Annotated in this window: 16 protein-coding genes; 4 read left to right on the top strand and 12 right to left on the bottom strand. The window is 37.1% G+C overall.

Annotation, left to right across the window (positions count from 1 at the left end):
- Nucleotide 1: 1 nt before the first annotated feature.
- The 10 genes from O4O04_RS05390 to O4O04_RS05345 form a co-directional block, all read right to left on the bottom strand.
- Complete coding sequence (locus O4O04_RS05390) at nt 2-3,040, bottom strand: LIC_11026 family protein (protein ID WP_272534697.1); 3,039 nt, start codon at nt 3,038-3,040, stop codon at nt 2-4.
- 45 nt (nt 3,041-3,085) lie between these two features.
- Nucleotides 3,086-3,427 (bottom strand): STAS domain-containing protein, encoded by a 342-nt coding sequence (locus tag O4O04_RS05385; protein ID WP_272534695.1) that lies wholly within the window; start codon nt 3,425-3,427, stop codon nt 3,086-3,088.
- A 108-nt stretch (nt 3,428-3,535) separates the two neighbouring features.
- Complete coding sequence (locus tag O4O04_RS05380) at nt 3,536-4,366, bottom strand: hypothetical protein (RefSeq protein ID WP_272534694.1); 831 nt, start codon at nt 4,364-4,366, stop codon at nt 3,536-3,538.
- Between the two features lie 643 nt (nt 4,367-5,009).
- Complete coding sequence (locus O4O04_RS05375; RefSeq protein ID WP_272534693.1) at nt 5,010-6,416, bottom strand: TolC family protein; 1,407 nt, start codon at nt 6,414-6,416, stop codon at nt 5,010-5,012.
- A gap of 12 nt (nt 6,417-6,428) precedes the next feature.
- The gene (locus O4O04_RS05370; RefSeq protein WP_272534691.1) at nt 6,429-9,635 is read right to left on the bottom strand and encodes an efflux RND transporter permease subunit; all 3,207 of its coding nucleotides are present in this window, start codon (nt 9,633-9,635) and stop codon (nt 6,429-6,431) included.
- A 21-nt stretch (nt 9,636-9,656) separates the two neighbouring features.
- On the bottom strand, nt 9,657-10,781 hold the full coding sequence (locus tag O4O04_RS05365) for an efflux RND transporter periplasmic adaptor subunit (RefSeq protein WP_272534690.1): 1,125 nt from the start codon (nt 10,779-10,781) through the stop codon (nt 9,657-9,659).
- Between the two features lie 147 nt (nt 10,782-10,928).
- Nucleotides 10,929-11,273: a hypothetical protein gene (locus O4O04_RS05360; RefSeq protein ID WP_272534689.1), complete on the bottom strand. Its 345-nt coding sequence runs from the start codon at nt 11,271-11,273 to the stop codon at nt 10,929-10,931.
- Between the two features lie 50 nt (nt 11,274-11,323).
- Nucleotides 11,324-12,856, bottom strand: a complete 1,533-nt coding sequence (locus O4O04_RS05355; protein WP_272534688.1) for a Na+/H+ antiporter NhaC family protein — start codon at nt 12,854-12,856, stop codon at nt 11,324-11,326.
- 12 nt (nt 12,857-12,868) lie between these two features.
- Complete coding sequence (locus tag O4O04_RS05350; RefSeq protein ID WP_272534687.1) at nt 12,869-14,122, bottom strand: NRAMP family divalent metal transporter; 1,254 nt, start codon at nt 14,120-14,122, stop codon at nt 12,869-12,871.
- Between the two features lie 93 nt (nt 14,123-14,215).
- Complete coding sequence (locus O4O04_RS05345; RefSeq protein ID WP_272534685.1) at nt 14,216-15,628, bottom strand: DUF6938 domain-containing protein; 1,413 nt, start codon at nt 15,626-15,628, stop codon at nt 14,216-14,218.
- Between the two features lie 125 nt (nt 15,629-15,753).
- On the opposite strand from O4O04_RS05345, the gene O4O04_RS05340 reads away from it, so the two are divergent.
- Complete coding sequence (locus O4O04_RS05340; RefSeq protein WP_272534684.1) at nt 15,754-16,935, top strand: acetyl-CoA C-acetyltransferase; 1,182 nt, start codon at nt 15,754-15,756, stop codon at nt 16,933-16,935.
- Complete coding sequence (locus O4O04_RS05335) at nt 16,910-20,197, top strand: SpoIIE family protein phosphatase (RefSeq protein ID WP_272534683.1); 3,288 nt, start codon at nt 16,910-16,912, stop codon at nt 20,195-20,197. Before O4O04_RS05340 ends, O4O04_RS05335 begins: the two co-directional genes overlap by 26 nt.
- Before the next feature lie 128 nt (nt 20,198-20,325).
- On the opposite strand, the gene O4O04_RS05330 is transcribed toward O4O04_RS05335, so the two are convergent.
- Nucleotides 20,326-22,167, bottom strand: a complete 1,842-nt coding sequence (locus O4O04_RS05330) for a hypothetical protein (protein WP_272534682.1) — start codon at nt 22,165-22,167, stop codon at nt 20,326-20,328.
- A 416-nt stretch (nt 22,168-22,583) separates the two neighbouring features.
- Between O4O04_RS05330 and O4O04_RS05325 the strand changes: the two genes are divergently transcribed.
- Nucleotides 22,584-23,222: a hypothetical protein gene (locus O4O04_RS05325; RefSeq protein ID WP_272534681.1), complete on the top strand. Its 639-nt coding sequence runs from the start codon at nt 22,584-22,586 to the stop codon at nt 23,220-23,222.
- Between the two features lie 33 nt (nt 23,223-23,255).
- On the opposite strand, the gene O4O04_RS05320 is transcribed toward O4O04_RS05325, so the two are convergent.
- Nucleotides 23,256-25,340, bottom strand: a complete 2,085-nt coding sequence (locus O4O04_RS05320; RefSeq protein ID WP_272534680.1) for a 7TM diverse intracellular signaling domain-containing protein — start codon at nt 25,338-25,340, stop codon at nt 23,256-23,258.
- An 85-nt stretch (nt 25,341-25,425) separates the two neighbouring features.
- Here O4O04_RS05320 and O4O04_RS05315 point away from each other — a divergent pair, with 85 nt between their 5' ends.
- Nucleotides 25,426-26,745, top strand: coding sequence for a flavin monoamine oxidase family protein (locus O4O04_RS05315; protein ID WP_272534678.1), 1,320 nt, complete (start codon nt 25,426-25,428; stop codon nt 26,743-26,745).
- The last annotated feature ends 90 nt before the right edge of the window (nt 26,746-26,835 follow it).

Genomic DNA, 26,835 nt, shown 5'->3' with positions numbered 1-26,835 from the left:
GCTACCTATATGTAGAGATTTCTGATTCCGCTCGTTTTAAGAAATTTGCAAGAGGCATTCTCTGCTGAGTAATTTTATTGTCTTCCAATGCAACCATATAGCTTAAAATAGATTTTTTAAATAGTACATCAGCATATACTAATCCTTTAGATAATTCCACTTCTACTTTATCTACAGCATAACTATCTGTTATAAAGTTCATGATTGCACCCTTAGTGGAGATCACATTCAATGCGCTTTTACCAAAATCTCGACCGATTTGAAAAATACTAAAATATAGATCCATATTTGGAATAGGATCGGACAAATTGTTTCCAGAAATATTCAGGTCTGCTTTTATTTTACCATCATCTATGGATTTCTGTGCATTAACAGAGAGTAATTGGCGTAAATCAATATCACGCAATTGAAGCGTTGCCATATATTCCATTTTTGCAAGATCAGTCGAACCAATATTCACTAAGATGTCTTTACCATAAACCGTTCCATCCAGTAAAGAAAGCTTTAGTCCGTCGATGAACAGATAATTTTCCTTGTATTGAACTCTCGAAGTAAGACCGGGATAATTCCCTTGACCTTTAACATAAACAAAAGGAGCATCCACTATCGACGGATGAGAACCTAAAACCTGATGAATCGTTAAATTGTCTCTCCCCAATCTACCATAAGTCTTAATAAAGCGAGCCTTATCTCCATCAATGAGTGGAATAGTAGTATTTTGTGATAGATCATGCTGAATTGAAATGTCTGCATTCAAATTCTCAACCAGAAATAATTTACAATTATCCCCAGGACAACGCCCATTATTGTAGATGATTTTGGTATTATTCGAAATTACCTCACCTACCAAATCCTTATCTAGAATTTTCGCATCGAGGTATAGATCCCCTCGATAGGTTAAGCCTTTTGCGATGTATTTTTCTATATTAGATTTCAAGAATAGTTTTAAAGCTAAATTGCCGAAATAAGGACCGATTGGCGGCTTGACTGCTGATTTTTTCTCATAGAGTAGTCCTGATGCGTCAAGCCCTAGACTTCCACCGTAGGCACGAATTTTCAGTTGTTCAAGTTCTATTGCCTCGCCAAACTTGGATTCGGCTTTTAGTTTAATTGAAGTATCACAACTGAGATCTCTAAGTTCAAGTCCTGGGATCGTTCCATTTAAGTTCAACTTGTATTCTTTTTTGCTTATGTCAAAAATACCCTTAGCAGCTAGATCAATTTTGCCACCTATCGCAGATTCAACGGGAGCGACCTTTTCGCGCAGGTATAAAGGTAAGATGGGAATCAAATGGGTTAGATTGATTCCCAAATTTAAGCTATCAACTTGAATGAGAAATTTATCTTCTAAAAAAAGTCTTGGTTTCGCAATCAAATCGATGGCGGAAAGATTGCTATTATTCTTGGTAGAAAGCGTGAGCTTAGTATCTTTCACTTCACTCAATCCAAATGGATGATTGAATTTCAAGTTGCTTCCGATTTTGGCTTTTGAATGAGAAGTTCCAGATTGGCTACGATCCAGCATGAATCGAAATGATTGAAGATTTAGTTCGAAATCAAGCTTAAGATCCGAGAAATCGTATCCAGTCACTTTTCCTCGCACAGAAAGGAAGCCACCTAGTGTCGAGAGAAATGTCCTCAAATTCATTTTATCTAGAACCAAGTTAAGATCAATTCCTGAATCAGAGCTCGCATAACCAACTAGATTTGCTGTTAGATCATTGTATTCTGCTCTCAGATTTCGGATATCCAATCTCTTCAATATGGGAATTGGATCAGCTGCTGTTGGATTTTCTTCCGAATCCAAGTCGAGTCTTGCCAGTAGGTCCAAGTCTACGTACTTGGATGAATGCTCTTGCTTGCCACTTCGATAAAAAATATTTCTTGCCTGTGCTTGCCAATCCAAATTTAGATCGTTCGATGGACCGATCACATGCAAAGGACTTAGGTGAATCATTCCACCCAATTTCATCGGAGTGATAGGTAATTCTTCTAGGAATCTGGACAATTTGTCCAAGTTGATATTAGATTCGCTGAGACGAATATTTACGCTACGATTCGATGAATCAGGATTGAGGATTTCTCCTTGAGCTTGAAGCCACTGATCACCTTGAAAATGAAGATCCAAATTTTCTAATAGTATTTTATTCTCTACAGGAATAAAATCGATCGCATAACGAAGATAAGCACTCAAAACTAAAGCTTGCTTACCTTTCCTTCGAATCATTAATTCTTTACCGCCAATATTCATCTTCGACTCAAGGGAGAGTTGAGATTCACTTCGATCTGTATGGATAGAAATATGACTATCTAAAGGACTTTCGAATTCTAAATTCTTATCCTTATACCAGACAAGGATTGGATCGTTGGGATTGAGTTCCATATGAATAGAATCAATCAGATCTATTGCGGACAAATTGTACGGAATATTTGTTGTTCGAAAACTATCTAGATCCAACTTGAGATCGGCAGATTTAAAACCTAAATCTACAGGATTGAGGGGATCTCGCTTTTCTAAGCGAAAATCTAAATTTTCTATAGCAATCTTAATATAAGCGCTGATTGGAATCGGTAGTGGGAGAGAATTAGAATCTTCATTGGATTCATCCTTCTCTTCAATCAATTTCTCGGACTCCTGGCTTGTGTCCGATTGAACAAGAATATCTTGCCAATTCCAGATCCCATTTTCCTGGATCAAATGAATCTTAGCATTGTAGAGACCTATCTCACCGACTCTAAGTCTTCCCCATATAACGGCAGGTAGGTTATATCCCAATATAATTTTGTCTGCACTAAATACGGTATTGGGAGTAAACCTATTTGCATTGAATAGCTTTATATCTTCAATAGTTAAGCCATAAAATAAGGAAAGTCCAGAAACATTTGCCTTTAGGCTTCCATCTTGAAGAAATTTTGGATATAGTTGGTTGAGTAAAAATTGTCCTGTGAATGAATTGAAAATTGCATGGTATAGAAAAAAAATTACAACAACAAATTGTATTTTTTTCTTTCTAAGCCAGAATAGGATTTTCGATTGCATAATTCCAGTCGCAATGCTGTTAACGAAGTTTTGTAAAAAACTTAATTAGTATTCGAAAGATTCTAGAGCCTCTTCCAAAGTTTTGTATATTTCAAATATACTCGCAAGTTTCGTAATCTCCATCAAGTTCTCAATATCGGAGTTTAAATTTGCAAATACGATACGACCATTTAATCCATCTATATGTTTATAAATATTCAGAAAAGTTCCAAGCCCAGCAGAGTTTATAAAAGGGACTTTCTTCAAATCAATTATGAACTTGGGTACATTTCCTTTCTTAATATATTGTTCAATTTTCTCTCCCAATTCAAATTCATTGCCCGCCTTGATTGCGCCTTCAATTTTGATGATATGGACGTCATTTTTTGTAGTAACTTTAATTTTCATAACCCTGTTTGCATGTTTTGCGAAATATATTTCCCTGACCGGATGACTCTGTAAAGTTTTTTTTAACAGTCAAATCGAAAAACCATTTTATTTTTTAGGATAAAAATTCTAGGCAACCCTAATTTTTCGAATGTCCGGGATAGCCATCTCCCTTTTTTTCCATTTATTTAATTTATGCCTTACGATTCTCACAAGGTCTTTTTGTTCAATATCAAGCTCGATTGCAAGCTCTTCCATAGTGTACATACCTTTCCTAAGATGAAAGTTCAAGGATTTTAATTTATTTTCTTTATTTTTCTTAAATTTCTCCCGTTTTCGTAGGTCCTTTTCGTGATAAATCCGAAAGGTTAGGAATCGGAGGCGATCCAATAACTTTTCCTTTCGTTCCGTCCATAAATTTCTCCGATTTCGATGCGATTCCCAGAATTCTAAAGGGCTTCGGCTCTTTCGAAACAAAATCATCTTCAAGGCTCGCTCCATGGAAGCATCCAAAGAAATGTCGTGGCGGAGCGCCAAGGCAAGATTCCAAGGTGACCCAAGAGTTCCCAAAAATTGAAAAAGAATCTCTTTCTCTGTTGATTCATCGTTCTCCAGAGTATCCGACTCAATCTGTTCTAAATGTTCAAGAAAATCAAAGATTTTAGGTTCTTTCCATGCCTGTTTCTGGGAATTAAAATATTGATTGATCGCACAAGAATTCAGGAATCCTATTAGATTTTTCTTTCCTACACCTAAATGAAATTTATCGAGGAAAATTACAATTCGCTCCAAACAACGAATATATGCATCCGAACATGCATCTTCGTCATGAAATATTCGCATCAGGTATTCTCTCATATAATAAGGAGCGACTTCTCGGAATTTTTCCGTTTTGCCATCTAACAGAAAATTCTGATATGCATCAATTACAGATTCTCGGATTTCTTGAAGGTTTTTCATGACCTCACGATGAATTCAAGTGCAATAAGTCAAATACAAAAATTCATCAAGAGATTAGGTGATTGGTGAAAATATGCATGGATCAACGCGAAATGCGGATTTTATTATTTTATTAGGGCGCCATTTCCGGCTCTCCCTCTGGTCAATAAATTGTTAAGTGTCTTCCATTCCATAAATATTTTTTTCAATTTATTGACCCCAGTCGACAAGCCCAGCACCTACGCGGTAGCTGGTGCTTGGGTCCGGGGCGCAAGGATTGGTTCTTGGAACCTCATTACCCCTGGTTAAAACCAGGGGCTAACAGCTGAATTCTACCGCGATGAATTAAGAACAGCACCTAATGAAGAAATTGCTGCAACTAGAACAAAACCCAAATCAGCACCATAGATTTTCTCGTTAGGTTATCATCCTCCGTGATCTTCGTGTGAACTTAGCGAACTTTGTGGTAAAATTCTTCGTGGCTACCTTCGTTCTGTCTGGTGGCAAGCTGGTGATGAACCAAAGCCTTCACGAAGGCATTTTTCCATTTTCAAAAACGTATCTTTCAGACAATATATTGGAAATTGATAAATATTATTAATTAACTCATAACAGATCATTTAGTTGTTAGCATACTTAAGAATGATCCTAAACCTCGAACATCTCAATTCTGGCCTCTCCAACCTCCACCAATAGCCTTATACAATCCAATCGAGGATTGCAATTGTTCATTTTTAATTTCTACCAATTCGATTTGAGCCTCAATGAAATCACGCTGAGTGAGAAGAACATCAACATAATCAGTTCGTCCAGCACGAAATAAAGCATCCGCCGTTTCTGTACCTTTTTTTAAAGTATCAACTTGTTGAGATTTTAGATCATATATATATTTTAAGTTTTTTAATTTAATGATTTGATTACTAACTTCTGTAAACGACTCAATAAGAGTCTGTTCATAATTATATAAAGCTTGGATCTGCATATTATTTGCAGTCCTATAGCTTGCTTCTATTCCTCGTCTATTCAGTAGCGGCATAGTAATACCACCTGCCAGAGCATATGCAACTCCAACTTGAGTTCCATCAAAATGTTTAGAATTGAAAGCTTCATAACCTAAGTTTCCATCAATGGATAGCGAAGGATAGAACCGTGCTCGAGCAACATCTACATCCAGTTTACTTGCTTGCAATTCCAAACTTGCCTGTCGTAAGTCAGGACGATTTTCTAAGAGTTTAACTGGTACGGATGTTTGTATTTCAGGCAGATCTAAATTTAGAAAATCCTCCAGTTGGTAATTTATTGACTGTGGGAATCGTCCTAACAATGCATTCATTCGATTCTCAGCGATTGATAAATTTTGCTGTAACTGAAATTTCTTAGCTTGATTTTTTGAAACTTCAGCATTAAATCTCTGGACTGCAAGCTTATTTGTTCGCCCAGCTTGTTGAAGCAATGACACAATTTCATTTATCCTGGTTAAAACTTTAATGTAATCATCAATCAATTGCATCTGAGTATGCAAAGAATTCATTTCGTAATAAGTATTTGATATCTCGGATATTAGATTTGTAACTACAAATCGACGACCTTCAACACTCGCTAAATATCTTAAATAAGCTGCCTTGGTTGAATTACGAAGTTTTTTCCAAATGTCTATCTCCCAAGTCATCATAACTCCACCTTTAGTAAATAAGGTGGGGGAATTTGCATTTTCAGTACTGAATCTTTCGACCTTTTCTATTCCTGAATCGGCCACAAGGCCCAATTTAGGTAGATACTCACCTTGCCTAGCAAGAATTTCATTATTTGCAATTTGAATTTCCTGCTCAAGTTTTGCAAGTTCCTGATTATTAGCCATTGCAGTTTGAATCAAATTTATTTGATGAGGATCATTGAAAAATTTGGTCCAAACTTCTTCTGCTAGATTTTTGGTTTTTTCGTCTACTTCTTCTTCGTTGAAATTTTTTGGCAATTGCAAATTTCTATGATTTTCTTCCTTAATAGAAGGAATACACGAAATATAGAAAAATAAGCTAAGATAAATGCAAAAAAATAGAATTAGTTTATACATATTCATCCTTAATCAACCTCTCTTTGATTCTGAATTACGCTTACGAGTACGTTCTCTTCCTAGTCCAGATTGTTCAGAAAGTGGGAGCTCATCTTCTTGTTCATAGAATTCTTTACCTTCTGCAAGTGTTCCAAATATAACATACAATCCGGGAACAATGATAACACCAAAAATGGTTCCAAATAACATACCGCCTAACGCACATGCGCCAATGGTTCGATTGGCAAGTGCAACTGGCCCTCCTGTCGCAAGGAGAGGTATAAGACCCGCAATGAAGGCAAAAGAAGTCATCAATATTGGCCTAAACCTTGCTTTTGCACCTTCAATCGCTGCTTCAAAAACAGTAATGTCAGAAACAGCTTGCTTTTGCCTTGCAAACTCGACAATTAGAACAGCATTCTTTCCTAGTAGTCCAACTAACATAATCAAGCCGATCTGAGCATAAATATCATTTGCTAAGCCAAGAATTTTAAGTAAGAAAAATGAACCAAAAATTCCTGGCGGCAGGGAGAATATTACTGCAAATGGAATTATGAAGCTTTCATATTGTGCTGATAGAACAAGAAAGACGAAAATCAAAACAACTAAGAAAATATAAAATGCTTCATTGCCTCTTCGTGCCTCATCATAGGTTAAACCCTCCCATGCAACATCAAATCCACTTGGCAATTCCAGTGCAACTTCCCGAATCGCTTTAATAGATTCCCCCGTTGTAAATCCATCTCCTGGAATTGCATTGATTACCGAAGATGTGTAAGCATTGTACCGGGTAATTTCATTTGCACCTTGGGTTTGTTCTAAAGAAAGGAAAGCAGAATAAGGTACCATCTCACCTTTATCATTCGGGGTAAAAAGCTGAAGCATATCTGAAGGATATCTCCGATACTCAGGTAGTGACTGAACATACACTTTGAAGAATTGATTGAAACGAACAAAGCCTTGCTCATATGTACTACCAACGAGTATATTCAAATTTTCCATTGCTTCACCAATGTTAACTCCCTTCTGCATAGCAGTTTTACGATCCAACTTCACTTTCAATTGAGGAAATTTAGCAGAGTAAAAAGAAAAGAGACCACTCAACTCTTCACGCTTCTTTAGCTGATCCATAAATTCTTCATGAACTTTATCAAATCTATGATAATCTCCACTATTTGTCTTATCTAACAATCGAAAGGATAACCCACCGGCTGAACCAAATCCAGGAACAGCTGGAGGTTCAAAAAACTCAATGATCGCTCCAAAATCTTTCGTGGATTCTTCGAGTTCTTCAATTATATCATGTACTGAGTTTTTTCTTTCTGACCAGTCTTTGAGATTTATAAGACAAGTTCCAGCATTTGATCCTTCCCCTTCTGTGAGAATTTCATAACCTGCCAGAGAAGCGACAGAATCTACTCCTTCGATCTTCAATGCTGCTTCTTCTAATTTATTTGCAACAGAAAATGTCTTCTCAATTGTAGAACCAGGCGGAGTTTGAATTATTGCATACAACATTCCTTGATCTTCAGCAGGTACGAATCCTTCTGGAACAAATTTACTAATTAAAAATATTCCAAATATAAACCCAACAACTATGATTGAAGTAACAATTCGCCTACCAGCGAATTTGCGTATAAAAGCTATATAATATTCAGTAATAGTTTCAAAATGAGTATTAAACTTCGAAATAAACTTCGCGACTGGACCATTGTTGTGATGATCACCAGGTTTATGTGGTTTCAGAATTATAGCCGAAAGAACAGGAGTAAAAGTTAAGGCTACTATTCCGGATATACCAATTGCACTGGCCATTGTAATTGCAAATTGGCGATAGAATCCACCAACTGGTCCTGGTAAGAATGAAACGGGAATAAATACCGACATCATAAGCAGAGTAATTGCTATAATTGCACCACTAATTTCGTTTAGAACATATTTAACTGCTCCATAGATAGTAAGATTGGGATTTTCTGTCATTTTGGCGTGAACTGCCTCAACAACTACAATTGCATCATCAACAACAACACCAATTGCTAAAACTAATGCGAATAATGTGATTAAATTTATCGTTAACCCCATTAATTTCATAAATGCAAAAGCACCTATCAGTGAAATGGGAACCGCAATCGCTGGGATAATCGTCGAACGAAAGTCTCCAAGAAAAATAAATACAACAATAGCTACAAGAATAAATGCTTCATATAAAGTATGAAGAACACGTTCAATCGATGCGTCTAGGAAACTAGATACATCATAACTAAATCGATAATCCATTCCAGGAGGGAATGTTTTTTTTAGATCCTCTAGTTTAGTTTTTATTTCATCAATTACTTCATTTGCGTTACTTCCTTCAGTCTGTTTAAACATCATCGCAGCAGCAGGAAGTCCGTTAACATCCGTATAAATATTATAAAATTCGCTGTCCAACTCAACTTTCGCGATATCTTTTAAATATAAAATCTCTCCTGAGTTTTTTGCTCGAACAATAATTTCTTCGTATTGAAAAGGTTCATTGTAACGTCCATCATACGTTAAAGTATATTCTAGAGATTGAGGTGTTTTGCCTGAACTCTGGCCAAGGCGTCCCGGTCTTGCGATTATACTTTGAGAGGCTATGGATTTCATTACTTCATCAACAGTAACATTGTAAGCACGCATCCGATCTGGATCTAGCCAAACTCGCATGGCAAATTGTCTAGCACCAAGTATTTTTACTTGGCCAACTCCGCTGATTCTTTTTAGTTCTGGTATCAGATAGACAGTTGCATAGTTGAAAAGAAATTTCTCTGATGCATTCGGATCTTTGCTATAAAGATTCACATACATAAGCATACTAGGTTGAACTGGTTGAACCAATATCCCCTCTAATCGAACCAATTCCGGTAGGCGATACATGGTCTGATCTACCCTAGTTTTCACTTGCACAAGTGCATCATTTGAATCCGAACCTGGTTCAAAAAATACTTGAATTATTGCATCCCCCGAACTCGTTGAAGAGGATACAATATATCTCATTCCAGGAACTCCGTTAATAGCTTGTTCTAATATTGTTATAGAAGAATCTACTAATACCTGAGCACTCGCTCCCGGAAACGATAACAAAACCACAACTCTAGGAGGTGCAATTTCAGGAAATTGTGCTATGGGCAATGTCTTTATAGATAAAATCCCAACAAAGACAGTAAGAACAGAAAGAACGATTCCTAAGACAGGGCGATGTAAAAATTTTGCAAACATAGATTTCCTCCGAAAACAATCCTAATGAGCAACAAGCTCAAGCCCTTTCATCACTTCCTCGGGAGACTCTAGTTGAATACTAATTGATTCTCCATCACGGATCTTACCAATTCCTTCAATGAGTACTCTATCAGTATCAGTAAGCCCTGCCTTAATTATAAATAAATGAGGGAGTTCATTAGCAATTTCAACTTCACGCGTGCTAACCTTTCCTTTCTCATCAACAACGAAAACATAGTGATGATCCAGAACTTCGAATGTTGCCTTTTGAGGAATAATCAAAGCATCTGAAATAACTTCATCGAGAATTACATTTCCGGTTTCTCCATGACGGAGTAATCGTTCCGGATTTTTGAAAGTTGCTCGAAAGGGAACTGTTCCTGTTTCGCTATCAAATTCAGCTTCGATAGTATCTACATATCCTTTCTGGCTGAATTCCTCGCCATTAGCCATCATGAATCGAACTTTAGTATTTTCATCAGTTGACTTTTTTCTTTTCTGAAAGTTTAGATAATCTTTCTCGGAAACATTAAAGTATATCCATAACTTAGAAACATCGGATAGGGTTGTAAGAAGTGCCCCTTCGTCAAGAAAGCTTCCAAGCCTAACTTGAAATCTATCCATAATCCCTGTAAATGGTGCGTAAACGGTTGTTAAATCTAAATGGTTCTTTGCAAGATCCATTTCGGCTTTACTTTTTTTTAACCTAGCTCTGGCTGTCGCATATTCAGCGTTGGAAATTATTTTTTCTTTAAAAAGTATTTCTGTATTATCAAATTCAATTTGCGACGCTTCATATTCGGCTTTCGCTTTTTCATATTTAGAACGCAGAAGGATAGGCATGATTTGAAACATTTTTTGCCCTTTCTTTATAAGTTTGCCTTCATCCACATAGATATTAGTTAAATAACCCTTCTCAAAAGCTCTTAGCTCGATTCGCTGGATTGCTTTCACTTTCGCAACATATACTTTTTCTATGGATATATCCTGCCTCCAAGGATTTACTACTTTCAGTTTTTCTTTTTCCTCCTCATGCTTCTTGCCACAGTTTAAAATTAAAAAAATTATTAAAATTGATGGAAGTATGTTAACTCGGATAAATAAAATTCTCAAAAACCTAACTAAATGATTACGATATAGATACATTGTGTTCTCCCAATGTTATGGATAAACTCGCAATACAACTCATGAACCTAATATTTCGGATCAAAGTTGAAATAAATAAGATAGTCGTGTATCTTCAGAAAGAATCTTAGAAAATAGCACAGCTAAAATTTGATAGAAGTCTTTAGATTAAGAAATTGGCGGAGCGCGAGATCCGAGAGAATAGATGAGAAGAGAATTACCGAAAGAATACAGTCTAAAATCAAAAGTTTGAATATTGAATGCTAGATTATTAATTCTTAGATTGTTAGCAAGAGAGATAAAATCATCAGAATAAGAAGAGTGCGTTTCACTTTCTTCATTTATATTCGGTTCTAGGAGGAAAAATTGAACGGTTTGGTTGGTTTCAGAGCAAAATTCTAATTCTGCGGAATTAGAATCAAAATCTTGGAAATTGAATGATAACTCAGCCCATAGAAAAGACAGAATGATTAAACCAAAAAAGAATAGCTTTGATATTTTTAGTTTATTCATCAATTTCGTAATACCATCTACTATTCATGAAAAATTATTCACATATTTTGTCAATCACTTTTGAGAATCCTATGAGGTTTCCTAAACACAACAATCCCAACAGAAATAACAATATGAATCCAATGAAAGAAACAAAATGGTAAATAACTTATTGTTGCAATACCCAGGCTTGTGCTCATAAAGGCACCGCAAGAATTCCAAGGAATCAGAACAGAAGTAATGGTTCCAGAATCTTCCAAGCACCTAGCTAGAATTTTGCGATCAACGCCCATCTCATCATAGCTATCACGTAGAGTTTTACCTGGTATCACAATCGACAGATACTGATCTGATGTCGTTAGATTTGCGAATAGAGAAAATCCCATTGTAGATAATACAAGTGCACGCTCACTATGAACAATTTTTTGAATCTCATCAATGATTCTTTGCATCCTCCCACTAGCTTGCATGCAGCCACCGAAGACCATCGCAGAAAGTATAATCAAAATTGTAGGAATCATAGCAATCACTCCCCCACCAGAGAGAAGTGAATCCAATTTAGGGTCTCCGATATTGGATGTATAACCAAATAATAAACTTTCGAATATTACGATATATTCTTGGCTAACAATCGCAATTGCGATTATGATTCCTCCAATAATTCCCATAAAAAGTGAAGGAATTGCTGATATACCCGACATGACAAGAACCAAGACACCGATTGGAACAGCTATACTATAAACATTCAATGTATAAATTGATTCAAGTAAGGTTCTTATATCCAAGGATGTTTTCGAATCAGATACATTATCCAAGCCCAGGAAATAATAAATTACCAAGCTTATAGATAATGAAAGTAATGTTGTCGGAATCATAAAACGGATATGACTAACTAGCGGAACTTTTGTTATACCAGAAGCAAGATTGGTCGTATCCGAAAGCGGAGACAATTTATCACCAAAATAAGCACCTGACAGAATGCATCCCGCAACCAATTCAGGACGAAAATTCCATACTTCGCCTACGCCCATTAGTGCAACTCCAACTGTGCCAGCGGTTGACCAAGAACTTCCTGAAGCGATGCTGATAATAGCAGATGCAATACATGCTCCAACAAGAAATAGATCTGGACGAATCGTATTCAGTCCAAGAAGAATCAAGTTTGGCAGAATGCCAGACATTGACCAAGATCCAATCAATGCACCAACTAACAGAAGTATCTTTATTGCAATGGATACATTTTTGATATTATCATAAATTTGTTTCCAACAGTTGCGGAGGAATAAACTTACTTTTGCCTCTGATTGATTGAGATTCGAATTTTGAAATAGAGTTGGTAATTGATTTGTTTTTTGATTTGGATTTGAACTTAATAATTGATTTGAATTCTGGTTCGGAATATTGTCGCTAAATGGTAAATTTCTATTTAGGCTAAACTTTTGCAAATAGATCTTGCAGATATTTGGTGAGATGGCAAGTAAGCCTGCTACAATGAGTAGAACTTGACTTGGGCCGTTCATTGTGTTCCCATCGCCAAAATGCAAACTCAATCCAAGTCCTATCAAGAGAAAAATTACAGGGTATATGGCACCAAATAAACTCACAGCTAATATCTGCTAGGCTGATCTATTCAGAATTAGATACAAATAGTAAACTGCAAATAAGGTAAGAAAAATCAAACCCAGATACGATAGAATTTTCATCCAGCGACTCAATGGGTGAACGCCACTTACTTTAGTAGATTGGGCTATTTTGAAATGCATAAAAGCCAATATCGGTGCTGTGAGAAAAGATACTGACGTTGCAAAATCCACCATCGTTCGCATATTTTCACGGAAATTTGCCAATATAAAAATTGCACCACTTACAACCAATAGAATCATTATCCAATAGGATTTGGTAAAAGGCAATTTTTTCTCAGGATAGAGAACCTGTAGTGTTCTCGATACAACGCGAGGGTATGCATCCAGACAAGTTAGAGTCGTGCTAAACATTGTAAGACAAGCCGCAGTTGCGATAAAAGGATATGCCCATGCACCTAAGTTCTTGCTAATGAGTTGAACGAGTTGGTCAGAAAAAGTCACAGCATTGGTTGAGAAATCTTCTCCACTTCCATGCATCATAATTGCACCTAACGACAAGAAGATGATTGCAAGTCCTGTTGTTCCCCAATAGCCTACACGAAAATCGATCAGCGCCCATTTTAAACTAGGAAGTTTACCGTCTTTGCCCTTGGCAGAAATTGTCCAATCTGACTGCCACACAGCTGCCTCAATAGGAATTGGCATCCAACCAAGTAATGCGACTAAGAATACAATATCCGAATCAAGTGTCCACATAAAGCTTTTGGCTTCGCCCTCTTGAGTTGGTGCTCCATAAATTGCCATACCAAGTGAGACAATCACAGATATCGTGAGCAATAAAATCACAATCCGGATGATTCTATCCAATAATTTATATTCTCCAGCTACGAGCAGAACAGTGCAGAACAATAAAATGATTCCACTCCATTGCCATATCTCCAAGCTAATTCCCGTTAGATTATGTACTAGACCTGCAGTTACCATGGTTACTACAGCGATGATGATAAACATCGTACCTACAGTAATTGCAAGAAAACTCCATACAGCAAATCTTCCCAAGTCTCTATAGCCTTCTAGCAGAACGTTTCCAGTAGCGATTGTATAACGAGTTCCAATTTCAAAAAATGGGTATTTGAGGAGGTTTACAATAAGAACGCAAGCTACAAGATCAAAACCATACATCGCTCCTGCGCGAGTGGATTGAACTAAATGGCTCACTCCAACAGCAGCACCTGCATAGAGTAAGCCTGGACCTAAATTTTTGAATAAGACGGATAACCACTTCATTGGCTACCAGTCTTATAGAATGCAAAAAATCCGGAAATAATAAAAATCCTCAAGCGGCTCGAATGAATCAATGAGCTTGGCAAAATTTTGCGATCAGCTCTTTAGATTCATAGCAATCTCAACTGCTTTCTTGCTTCCGTTGTAAATACCTTTCTGTGCATTCGAGATCACACATTCGTTCATACGAAGCGATACTTCTGGACTCTTGACAAAAAGTAGCATAATGTCGTAAGCATGACTCGCTTCTCTACACTCAACACTGCCTTCACCGAGATCAAGTGAATACAATGCAGACTTTTCTTCATGATCGCCTACCCTACGGATAAAAACTTTAGGTATTGGGAAAAAAGCAAGCTCGGATGGTTTTGTTACCATAACATCTGATATGCGAATCAAAACATCCGTTGCGGAGAATCCTTCCGAATGTGTAAGAAAATGAAATAATGCAACCGGTTTTAGTTTAGAATCTTCTTTATCGGAAAGTTTATTTTTTGCGACAAATTCCTTTAGATCATTCCAACTTCGTATGCTTTCGTATTCGATCTCTTTGCGCTCTAAGGTTTCAACCAAATGCTTGTAAACATGTTCATGATCTCCCGCATTGATAAAGAATTTGAATTCACCTTCTTTCAATCGATCTGCTGAAAGTTCAATGAGCGAAGTGAGATAATTCTTCTGAGCACCTGCTCCACCAATGGGGATCAAGAATCTTTTTGGAGATCTATTGCGAGTTCGCTTGATTCGAATATCCGAATCCTCAGTTACATTTCGTAGAATGTCTTCCGATATCCAATGACCAACAAGTTCTAAATTTTCCCTAGGCACTCCCATCTTAAGAAAACCTTTGAGATTGTGTTCAGTCTGAACTAAGTTCAAAGCTCCTGGAACCAATAGATAATGTTGAGGATGGTTATCACAGATTAGGTGGACAACGTTTTTGAAACCTGCCTCAACTGCTATCTGACCATTGAGCGGATAAGTTGTGATAACAGGATTGTCATGCGGAATATCATTCATTAGTTTCTTATATTCTTTTGCAAGAACTGTTGATAGATAGAGAGATGATGCATTCCCCGAATTGGTGATATTACCCCATGCCCATTCCATAGGTCCACCCATATCACTCGACAAACGACTGAAGTAACTGTACACTCCGTCCACATCCCCAATAGCCCGAGATTCTGGTGAATCGATTGCAAGAAGATCGTGTAGATAGGTTGGGATTTTTTTTGCTATAGAATGAGAAAAAGCAGACAGAGCCATTCGATGATGACCATAGCCCATTCGAACTGATCCAACGATCAATCCTTTGCCTACTTTTGGACCTTCCCCTCTATGGATGAGCTTCAATCCTTTGTGAATGCTAGAGTCCACAGCCGTCAGAGGAATCTCATCGACTTGGTCTAAGTTGTACATTTTTCTTATGCCAAAAGACACAGAAGCTGCGATTTGTGCGGAAAATACGGGAGGATTCCAACCAAAAAATGGCTCTCTATTCAAATTCATGGCAAATCGTACTATAAAAAACCTTAAAAAAGCAACAGATTTTTCTAACTTTTCTGCAAAAAACGAAAGCCTGCATCCTACATTTGATTTTCCTTTTTTGCATCGTTTTAGATAAAGGATACATCATGGAAAAAATATACATACTCGACGGTGCAAGAACAGCTTTTGGAACTTTTGGTGGAACCATCAAAGATATATCCGCAATTGACCTCGGAGTCATTGCAGGAAATGAAGCAATGAAGAAATCAGGTGTTGATCCTAAGGATATTGAAGAATCCATCTGGGGAAATGTAGTTCCATCAAGCAAAGATGCAATCTATCTTGCTCGTCATATCGGACTCAAAATGGGAGTTCCCATCAATTCTCCAGCTCTCACATTGAATCGTCTCTGTGGATCCGGAATGGAATCCATTATCCAGGCTTATAGAAAAATATTTATGCAAGAAGCGTCCTTGGTTCTTGCTGGTGGAGCTGAGTCAATGAGCCAAGCTCCTTATGTAGTACGAAATGCACGCTGGGGTTCCAAATACGGCAATACCGAATTTGAAGATAGTCTCGCTCAAGGTCTGACAGATTTATATGTTGAACTACCAATGGGAAGTACTGCCGAAAATCTTGCTGACCAATATAAAATCTCAAGAGAAGAACAAGATGAATGGGCTTTTATATCTCAATCTAGAGCAGAAAAAGCAACACAAGATGGTCTTCTTAAGCAAGAAATTGTAGCAGTTCAGATTCCAGGCAAAAAACCAATCAGCTTCGAACAAGATGAATTCATTCGTGGAGTTGCATGCAAAGATAAACTTCCTGCTCTTAAGCCAGCTTTTAAGAAAGATGGAACCGTAACAGCAGGCAACGCTTCTGGACTCAATGATGGCGCAAGTGCTGTGTTAGTTGCTAGTGAATCCTATGCTAAGAAAATTGGAGCGAAACCTCTTGCTATCATAAAAGGTTTTGGTCATAGCGGATGCGACCCAGCAAAGATGGGAATCGGTCCAGCACTTGCTATCCCAAAAGCTCTCAACATGGCAGGACTTACCCTCAATGATATTGGTTTGGTTGAAGTCAATGAAGCTTTCGCGGCTCAATATCTTGCTGTTCAGAAAGAACTCGGACTTAAGCCCGACATCACTAATGTAAACGGTGGAGCGATAGCGATCGGACATCCACTCGGTGCATCTGGTAACAGAGTATCCCTCACACTTGCGTACGAAATGAAACGAAGAGGTGTGAAGTATGGAGTTGCATCTCTCTGTATTGGTGGAGGCCAAGGAATAGCACTTGTTTTGGAAAATCCAAACATCTAAACTTACTCTAGGTTTCCTTCTCTACTTCGTTCCGACAATAATTTTGTCTCAAGGAGTCGTAGAGAATGGAACCATCTATCTAGAAAAATCAACCAAAGTTTACCACCTTACAGGGACTTGGTCTCACAAGAAAGAAACAGGCAAAAATTACAACCCTGATCCCTCAGCTGGGAATTGGGAGCCAATCACAGTTCCAGGTATTTGGAAAAATATAGGTATTCAGCACGACGGCCCCATCTGGTATAAATTAGAATTTAGACTCTATAGAAGTTTGGCGAATCAGGATCTCGGACTTATGATTCCGAACACTGCATTCGCACATCAAGTTTTTCTAAATGGTAAATTCATCGATGGTGTAGGTGAATTCAATCCGGATGGATCCATTGCCCGCAGATCCACTCAGATGAATATGTATGTTCTGCCCAAAGAGTTCATTCTTCCCAAAGGCAAAAATACCGTCTTAGTAAGAGTTGGAAGTTATGGTTCCGTCGGAGGCTTCAATCTAAGCGACATCTACATCGGGGAAAAAGATAGAGTACAAGAAAAATTTCTTCGCTATCTACTCTGGAATACAATTCTAATTGCAATCTTTCTTTTTGTTGGAATCTACCATTTCATAATGTATGTCGCAAGACCCAAGGACAAAGAGTATCTATATTATTTCTTACTCTGTTTCACATTAGCAATATTCAATCTAAGTTTTAGTACACTATCCTATTGGGTATGGGATAATTTCTGGTTTTACTATTTCGGAACTTCACTCTCTGTTACCTTACTTCCTATATGGGTTATCCTCTTCTTCCATCGATTTCTCGAGTATAGAAAGCATTCGATTGCTTATCTTATCATGGGATTTTCTGTCTTTTTAGAAATCATGACCGTTGCACTGAATGTTACAGGTCCAGACAACTTCTCTACCTACAATGATATTTTTCTTCCCATACTTCTAGGTTTACTAGTGATATCATTAGTCTACCCCATCTACTATTTATTTCGCGGAATTCGAGACAAAAAAATTGGATCAATCGTAATCCTACTTGGATTTGTAATCTTCGCATTGGCAAGTATTAATGATATATTGAACTATCTTAGAATTCTCAATCTCAATATTAAATTTGTGGATAGCGGTTTTCTTGCATTTATCATTACGATTTCATTTGCTATGGCAATTAAATTTGCCCATGTTCATAATGAGCTGGAATATCTTACCAAGAATCTCTCACTCGAAGTGGAGAAACGAACTCGTGAACTATCCGCATCCAACAAGCGTTTGTTAGAGATAGATAAAATGAAAACTTCTTTTTTTGCAAATGTTACTCATGAACTAAGGACTCCACTCACTCTCAGCCTGCTTCCTTTAGAAAAAGCAATGGAGGGTAAACTCGATAAGAAAACGAGAGAATTGCTAGATACGAGTCATCGCAACAATATTAAATTACTAAAACTGATTAATGACTTATTGGATTATGCTAAAATCGAAGCAGGATTGATGTCGATTCGCTTAATTCCAACCAATATCTCAAGCTTACTCGACGGGCTTACATCGCATTTTCGAATCAGTGCAGAGTCCAAAGATATTCAATTAGAAATAGATATTCAAGACTCCATTACTGCACCGATTGATCCTGACAAAACAGAAAAAGTCATAGCAAACCTTTTATCGAATGCATATAAGTTCACACCCAAGAATGGAAAAATTTGGATTAGTCTTAAGGAAACGATTCGTTCGAATGGAAAGCAATATGCGTGTATAACAATTGCTGATAACGGTATTGGAATTCCAGAAGATAAATTGGATTCCATTTTCGAAAGATTCAATCAATTGGATATGTCCAAAGAGAGAAATTATGAAGGTTCTGGAATCGGCTTATCCTTGGTTAAGGAATTAACAGAACTTCAAGATGGCTATGTCGAAGTAAACAGCGTATTGCATGAAGGATCGGAATTTAGAATTTATTTACCTATCAATCAAATAGAAAAATCAAACTCACAAGAAACTAAAAATCGAATAGAGAATAAAATAGGAGATCTGGAACCAGCTCTTAATATAGATAGTGGATCTTCTTTTTCCATGCAAGTCTTAGATAGTCTGTCCCAAGAAAAAGAAATTATTGACGAAGAGCAAATGGACAATCTTCTGCAAAAAATTCTTGTCGTCGAAGACAATCAGGACATGCTCAATCTACTCAAAAAATTATTGCATGATCACTATCATATTGTCTCAGCAAAAAATGGACTCGACGGTTATAAAAAAGCTCAAATAGAAAGACCAGACCTTATTCTCTCCGATGTGATGATGCCCGGATACAATGGTTTCGAACTCACTCGAATGATAAAAGAAGATCCGAATCTGCGTTCCATTCCCATTGTTCTACTAACTGCGCTGAACGATTTAGATGGAAAAATCGAAGGTTTCAATAAGGGTGCCGATGACTATATATCAAAACCTTTTCAGCCACTGGAACTACTTGCACGAATTCGGAACCTTCTTGTTAAATCAGACCTTCAACTAGAAAAAAACAAACGTCTGTTACAGTTACAAAAAGAACTTGTACTCGCTCGAGATATTCAAAGTAAATTATTGCCAACGCAACTGCCCGATATTAAAGGATACAATTTTGCGGCACTCTACATTCCACTAGATGAAGTCGGTGGAGATTTCTATGATATCTACGAGAAAAATGATAAGACATATATATTTATTTGTGATGTCTCGGGGCATGGTGTGCCAGCATGCCTCATCGCATCCATGGTAAAAATGGTATTCCAGAGCGAGATGAAGAAGAATGTAGGAATTTCTCGAATTATGAAAGGAATCAATAGTTCTCTATATTCCATAATTGGAAATAATTTCGTGACAGCTTGTATTGTCGAACTTGATCCTCAGAAAAATTCTCTCAAATATACAACTGCTGGACATCCGCCATTCTATCATGTAAGCAAAGGTAGAATTCAAGAACACAAAACTATCGGCAAGCCTTTGGGTGTGCTTCCCAATGCAAATTTTGAAGAGTCAACAATCTATCCATCTCAGGGCGATATTGTATTCCTCTATACAGATGGAATCGTTGAATGCATGAATCAATCCGGTGAATTCTACGGTGAAGAGAGATTGGAAGATTTTCTTACAAGGTCATCAGAATATGAACCCAAGGAAATCATCGAAGCCCTTCGTGAAGAACTAAAAGGATTTCTAGGTCAGGAAAATTACGAAGATGATATTACTGCATTTACTGTAGCATTTAATGTTAATGAAAAATAAACCGAACAAAGATCATTGATAGCTACGACTCAATAATCGGCTATATTAGAATTTACTTATAATCAATTCAAAACGGAACATCTCAATCAATTAACAATTATTAGTTATTTAACTTCCAAAAAAAATATTTACCGAATAAATGGAGCAAAATCAAGAATTTTCCAATCTGTCCAACTTGTTCCATCTAAATTCTTAGACATGATAATGACATTTTCAGCTCGATTGCCAGCAGGCGTTGAATATATAGGAATATAAGCGAGTAATAATTTATCATCTGCAACTCCAAAATTATTCGATGCTACACTAGGCACACTAATTTCTGAATAATTGCTCGGTAATGGTCGAAATTTACTTGTGTTTGTTTGAACTTCCTGGAATCCAACACCACCTGTGAACATGACTCTAGTGGTAGAATATCCAGAACCAGTCAAATCATATTCCATCAAAGCACGGTTATCCGAACTTTGAATTTTTCGTAAAGTTTGCAACTGAGACAGTCCAGTTGTTCCAAGTTCTTTTACAAATGTCGGACCTTGCGCGGTAGATGTAGGAAATACCAAAGGAGTTCCTGGACTTGCAATTTTGATTGGTAAGGCTCCGAGAACTGCGAGTCGAACTGGAGAAGATCCATCATGATCCTTAAATAGGAAATTTCTCGTCCCAAAAACAGATGAAGTATTGGCTGTAAATAATATATCTGAACTGGAATAAGTAGAAGTACCATTTGATCCAGAAACATTAATATAACCGTAGTTAATTGCAAGTCCTACACTATAAATGTTGGAGTCTTGCATAAATACAGAACGAAGAGGATTCGGATTTGGATAAGTGCCTGAATAATCTAGAAAATCATTTACGGAATCTCCTCCTGGTGGAGTGAGGGCAAGCTTTGATGATAAATTAAGATCACTAGAAAATAAAGCCACTGTAGAAGATCCAATAAGGATCTCGCCAGAAACAATTCGAGTTCCATCTGTGAAAATGGGATACTCTGTAAAAATTCGATAGCCTCCAAGTTGCGGTGTAATTGTCTGCACTGTATAGGATCTCGGATTACTGATAGGAATTCGGACAAGATGTTGACTTGCAAGGTCTGACTCATTGATCTCCCCATTGTATTTGTTCATCAAGAGAAATAATTCTTGATCCGTACCTGTCGCTGTTCCAAAGTTACTGGAAAAAATTGATGCCCCGCCAGAATCTAATACGAGAGTCGCCTTGAACTCAGATAGAAAAATACTCTCCCAGTTTTCTCCGTCGATGCTATAAAAAATACCCGGATAATAGGCAGAACGGACAACAGTCGAATCTATATAAAAATCTCGATTCAGTATAAAGTAGGATTTAAAAAAATTCGTTCCTCCAAAACTTCCAGCGCTCGCAACAAACTGATCCTTCCAATCCAGAGAATAAATATCACCTTGTCTTATTTCTCGGTATGTCTTAAGAAAATTCGTTGCATAACCTGAAATCGTAACTCCGATAACATTAAGATTCTCTAATGTGAATTCAGGTTTTACTTCGAGAAAATACACTCCTGAATGAACTCGGTTCACCAAATCAGTATACAAATCCAGACGATATTTACCGGCGTCTTTCATATAAAGACGAACCAAGCCATCCCCAGAATTCCAAAAAGTTCCAATAAATTCTCCGGTTGAGAATTCCGTCTCTAAAACTGGGCTATCCGGGTAGCCAGAATCTTCACTTTCTGGAAGCTTCGTTACTCTAACGAATGGACGAGAGATTTCTTGCCCATTGAATCTCTCTGATCCATCTAATATTTCTATATCAACTACAAAATAATTGATTCCTTGATTGTCGCTTCCAGTGTCAGAGCGGTTCAAAAGAAGAAGTCCGTATAGCAAACTTAAACTAGAATTAGGATCAAATATGTTCTCTTTAAAAGGAATACAATTAGAAAAAAATACAAGAATAAAAAGTGTTCCAGAAGTGATAAACTTTCTCATACAAATGTAAAAATTCTAAAGTATCTTCTTTTACTCAACTTTTTTTTTGATTTAGGAGGTCCTACAGTTGTTAGCGGAATAATAACACCTATCAAATTAGATAGTATTCGAAGATAATTCCACAAATTTTCTTGAATTAGATTTATCATTACTAACTTTAGGTTACTATGATCAGGGAAGAGCTTATAAATAAAATATTTCCAATAATAGGAAGAAAGTGTAGCCAACGAATAATCCTACGAAATCTCACTAATATTTTATTCATTTCCGACATTTTGTATTAGAAACTTTTTACTGCACCGAAAACAAAGTACTCAAACGTCAAATGGGCAAATATAATTCAGATCAATTGGAAAATTAACAATAAAAAATTAACTCGACATATTCCCTCCGACTAATATAATGCTTTTTTACTTATGGGCTTAATATTTCGTATCAGTTTTAAATTTCGATGGTCATATATTTTAATTCCATTATTATTCACAACTCACCTTCAAGCTGAATCAATATTTTCTTCTGATTATCGTTTAGTTGGATTTGGTGGAATCTATGTAAATTCAGATCTAATGCCCATATCGTATAAATTGGATTTCAAATACAAACAATCCAATCTCTGGGCATTAGGAGTAAATCGAGAGTTAGACTGGAAGTATTCTATATTCAAATTTGAATTGGAAGGACTTGTTGGAATCCATTCGGGAGCTATGAGCCATAGTGAGGTTGTTGGAGTAGCTATTGCAAGAGTTCCTGATATTTTTGGCCTTCCCGTTAGCATTGCCTTGGGTGAAGGACAATCTATTGCTTCCAAAACACCTAGGTTAGAAGAATTGAGATATGGTATAGACAAAGGCAAGTTCAACTTAGATGATCTTGAGACCAAACCTTGGTTAAACTATCTTATGTTTGAAGTTGATTATCGATTGCCAAAATATTTCGACAACTCGAAATTATTTGTTCGAATTCACCATCGTTCCGGAATTTATGGAGTGTATTGTCCACCAACTCCACCTTGCGGCTCTAACTTTTTAGTTTATGGTTTGAAGATTCCCTTATAATTAAGAAAATTTCCTTCTTAAAAAAATCCTCACCTAACGAAAATACTTAACTAGGCTCACTTGATTGCCCTTATCATTGTATTCGATTATATCGAATACATCACGTGTCATCATGATTCCTCGTCCATGCTGGACATTGGCTTCATTTAACTTCTCCATCTTGGCTTCCATCATTTTCTTATGATCGAAACCCTTGCCCTCGTCTGTAATTCGGAAAGCTACTTTCTTAGAATCTAATACATATTCGATGGTAACCAATTTATCTTTGTATCTTGGATCTACTTGTCTCTGTTGGATGAATTGGAGATAATTCCCAGTCGCCATAACTTGTGTTTTCTCATCAAAACTAATATTGAGATTGCCATGCTCAATTGCGTTGATGATGATTTCACGAAGTGAAGTTCTTACACCAAGCATGGTATCGCCATCGGAGAATTTGGAAATATGCGCTGTAATCTTTTGGCTTATGATTTCTGCATTACGCAAATAATTATTGATCTTGAAGCTGATTCTTTCTTTAGTCAGATAACGTCCAATCACATCTTCCACAAGAACAGAAGCAGTTCCAAGTATCTCTTTGTTCTCATCCAACTGAACATGTTGTAACTTAACATACAATTCTTTTGGTTCCATCACAAACTTCTGGCGAAATTCAGCCTGAAAGTCGACAGGTTTGCCAGTATCAAGCAATTCTTCCAGCTTTTCTAGAACAAAAATGGAATTGTAAGTATCTTTTATATCTTTACTTTTATAAATAAATTCTAGAATATTTTTACCTCGAACTTCTTCGGGCTTGAATCCGAGATGCCTAGTTACAGTTCGATTCATATCAATAAAATTCCAATTGTGATCTAATACAAAAATCATATCCCCTACACCGTGAAAGAGTTCGCGAAAGCGGTTCTCGGATGTGAAGAGTTTTTGATTGGTTTCATTCAATTCTTTAACGCGAACTTCAATGTCTCCCGTTAACTCATTGATTTTGTTAGCAAGCCCCAGAGAAAGAAGCGCTACTTCAATAGAACTTCCGATCTGAATGGTCCAATTCGTAAATGGATTGGATGGGAGAATTCCAGCAGATTTCAACGCGTAAAGAATCGCACCGATGATCAACACGGAGAAAGCAGTAAGGAAAATTTTGGCTACCTTGATTCCTCTTGTGATCGCATAGATTCCATCACCAAACATGAGAGTTGCGACGCAAGCGGTGAAGACAGAAGCAATCTTAATCGCTAGTGAATATGGCAGGATAAACATGGAAATAAAAACAATACAACCGATTGCCCAGACTATTTGATAGATTCGATAGAGCCAAAAAACTGTAGTTCGAGTCTTGAGAAAATTGACTGTAAACAATGATCCAAACATATTTGCAAGAACCATAAATAGTAGCAGACTTAGATTGGCCCAAGTTGTTGATTCTGGCCAGAAATATTGGAATGCAAAACCATTCAATATAAATTGAAACATTGCAAAGGATGATATAAATAACACATAAAATAGGTACGATTTGTATCTTGTTGAAATATATAAGAACAAATTGTACAGAATCATAACGAGAACCCAGCCATAGTAGATCCCATAAACAATCTGCTCATTGATAATAAAATTGATCAATTCGTCATTGGAATATCCAAAGAAACCTAATGCTATCGTACTCTGGGATTGAATTTTTATATAGTATATGGATTGCGATGTCGGATCTTGCTCCATAGAAAAGATTGGAGTGCGGTAATTGATTTCTCTTGTGTGAAAAGATACTCGATCCCCTTGAGTTTTGAGTGGAGCTTCAGAATCAGGTGAATACAATTCTATAAAATCGATCACTGGTGAATCTGAAACCAAAAACCAATCCACTTTTTTGTCAGATGTATTTTCTACAGTGAGCTTAAGCCAGAAAACAGATGATGAATACCCTAGATTGGTTATCGAGTCCAGATTCTTGAAATTTGCTTCCTGAATTGATGCAAAACTTGCATCCCCTTTAGAATCTTCAAATATTTGGAAGTGTTGAGTAAGAGAATCTCCAGTAAGTTTACTTTTTACTTCAAAAGGTGCTTGTGGGTTGGCAAAAACACCCGAAAATAATATAAAGTAGATAGCTAGGAAGATTTTCATCTCGAGCCATTGTGTAATATTAAAAGGAAGAATGCAAAGGAAAAAATCTCTTTTGGGAGATTTTTGTTTTTACAAAGGAAATCTAATGAAATTGAATCGAAAAACATTTTTACAAAAATTAGGATTATTATCCATACCATTGATCGCAGGTTTTCCAAGAAAAACTTCAGCCGAAAAAGTTCCAGCAGATCCAAATCTATCTTCAAGAATTCTTACAAACACCGTGATCATCTTGGGCGGTGGACTGTCTGGATTGTATGCCGGTTACTTACTCAAGAAAAAAGGAGTTCGAGTACGAATTGTTGAAGCATCACCTCGACTGGGCGGCAGGGTGATGACCTATAACGATCCCATTAGAGGGATTACTGGTGATATCGGTGGAGAATGGGTTGGTGACTCACAAAGCACAATCCATAGTCTTGCAAAAGAACTTCAGTTAAAGATTGTTAGACCATCTTGGAATCAAATTATTTCCTTGTGGGATGAGAATAGATTGTCCGAGAAGTCAAGAAGTTCTTTGAATAAATTGGTGGCTTTTCAATCCAAAAGTCCTGACAATGTCGCAGAAGGACTGGATAAAGTTAGCCTTTATCGTTATCTCAAATACCAAGGTTTCTCCGATGGAGAATTAGATGATTTAGATAAAGTAGTGAAGGCTTTCTATGGCGAGTCGTCTAAGAATATTTCTTCTCAATTCTTATTATCGAGCATCGAATCCAAGAAGTCACTCTTTCAGAATCTTGGACGATTTGAGAATGGAGCAGAAAGTCTAGTTACAAAGTTAAAAGAATTTTTTACACCTGAAGAGATTCTACTTTCAGAAAAAGCAATCAAAGTCTCTCAGTCCTCAGCCGGCGTACAAGTTGAACTAGCTTCTGGTCTAGTTGTAAGAAGTAAAAAAGTAATCTGCACCTTACCGACGAGTGCGATCGCAGATATTCAATGGGAACCGGGTCTTCCTCGAGAGAAAATATTCAGCCTACTTAGAATTGGTTACGGTCGAATTAGGAAAGATATTATCTCGGCCGTAAGCCCTCCTCTAAGTCCTCAAGAAGGAAATGGTATTGTAGATTGGGTAATTCCGTCGGGCAAAAGTTTTATAACAACTCTATCAACGGAAGGAAGAGCGTCATCTCTTGATCGATCAACACCAGAAATCGGACGTGATCTTTTGCTTCGCTCCATCTCAGGATACCAGCCTAGCATTGTTGAGACAATCAATATAACTAGAGTTGGATTTGGAAGCAATGCCGTATCATTATTCTCGCCTTCTACATTTGGGATTCGATCGGAACTTGCCACTCCGCACAACCAAATTTATTTTGCCGGAGAACATCTTGGAGAAGTGCCAGGAACAATGGAAGCCGCACTTTCGAGCGCGAGCAAAGCAGTTTCTTCTATGTAGAATTACCTAATTCGTATATCAATATATTTGAATATTCCATTGTAGCATACTTTTCATTAGTATGCTACAATTTAGGAAGGTTGAAATTAG

Source organism: Leptospira sp. GIMC2001, from assembly GCF_028462125.1.
Lineage (GTDB): Bacteria > Spirochaetota > Leptospiria > Leptospirales > Leptospiraceae.
This window is presented reverse-complemented; position numbering and strand designations above follow the sequence as displayed.

Bases quoted from the DNA above. Each gene is read 5' to 3' on its own strand.
- O4O04_RS05390 (WP_272534697.1), bottom strand. From the start codon at position 3,040: ATGCAATCGAAAATCCTATTCTGGCTTAGAAAGAAAAAAATACAATTT.
- O4O04_RS05385 (WP_272534695.1), bottom strand. From the start codon at position 3,427: ATGAAAATTAAAGTTACTACAAAAAATGACGTCCATATCATCAAAATT.
- O4O04_RS05380 (WP_272534694.1), bottom strand. From the start codon at position 4,366: ATGAAAAACCTTCAAGAAATCCGAGAATCTGTAATTGATGCATATCAG.
- O4O04_RS05375 (WP_272534693.1), bottom strand. From the start codon at position 6,416: ATGTATAAACTAATTCTATTTTTTTGCATTTATCTTAGCTTATTTTTC.
- O4O04_RS05370 (WP_272534691.1), bottom strand. From the start codon at position 9,635: ATGTTTGCAAAATTTTTACATCGCCCTGTCTTAGGAATCGTTCTTTCT.
- O4O04_RS05365 (WP_272534690.1), bottom strand. From the start codon at position 10,781: ATGTATCTATATCGTAATCATTTAGTTAGGTTTTTGAGAATTTTATTT.
- O4O04_RS05360 (WP_272534689.1), bottom strand. From the start codon at position 11,273: ATGAATAAACTAAAAATATCAAAGCTATTCTTTTTTGGTTTAATCATT.
- O4O04_RS05350 (WP_272534687.1), bottom strand. From the start codon at position 14,122: ATGAAGTGGTTATCCGTCTTATTCAAAAATTTAGGTCCAGGCTTACTC.
- O4O04_RS05345 (WP_272534685.1), bottom strand. From the start codon at position 15,628: ATGAATTTGAATAGAGAGCCATTTTTTGGTTGGAATCCTCCCGTATTT.
- O4O04_RS05340 (WP_272534684.1), top strand. From the start codon at position 15,754: ATGGAAAAAATATACATACTCGACGGTGCAAGAACAGCTTTTGGAACT.
- O4O04_RS05330 (WP_272534682.1), bottom strand. From the start codon at position 22,167: ATGAGAAAGTTTATCACTTCTGGAACACTTTTTATTCTTGTATTTTTT.
- O4O04_RS05325 (WP_272534681.1), top strand. From the start codon at position 22,584: ATGGGCTTAATATTTCGTATCAGTTTTAAATTTCGATGGTCATATATT.
- O4O04_RS05320 (WP_272534680.1), bottom strand. From the start codon at position 25,340: ATGAAAATCTTCCTAGCTATCTACTTTATATTATTTTCGGGTGTTTTT.
- O4O04_RS05315 (WP_272534678.1), top strand. From the start codon at position 25,426: ATGAAATTGAATCGAAAAACATTTTTACAAAAATTAGGATTATTATCC.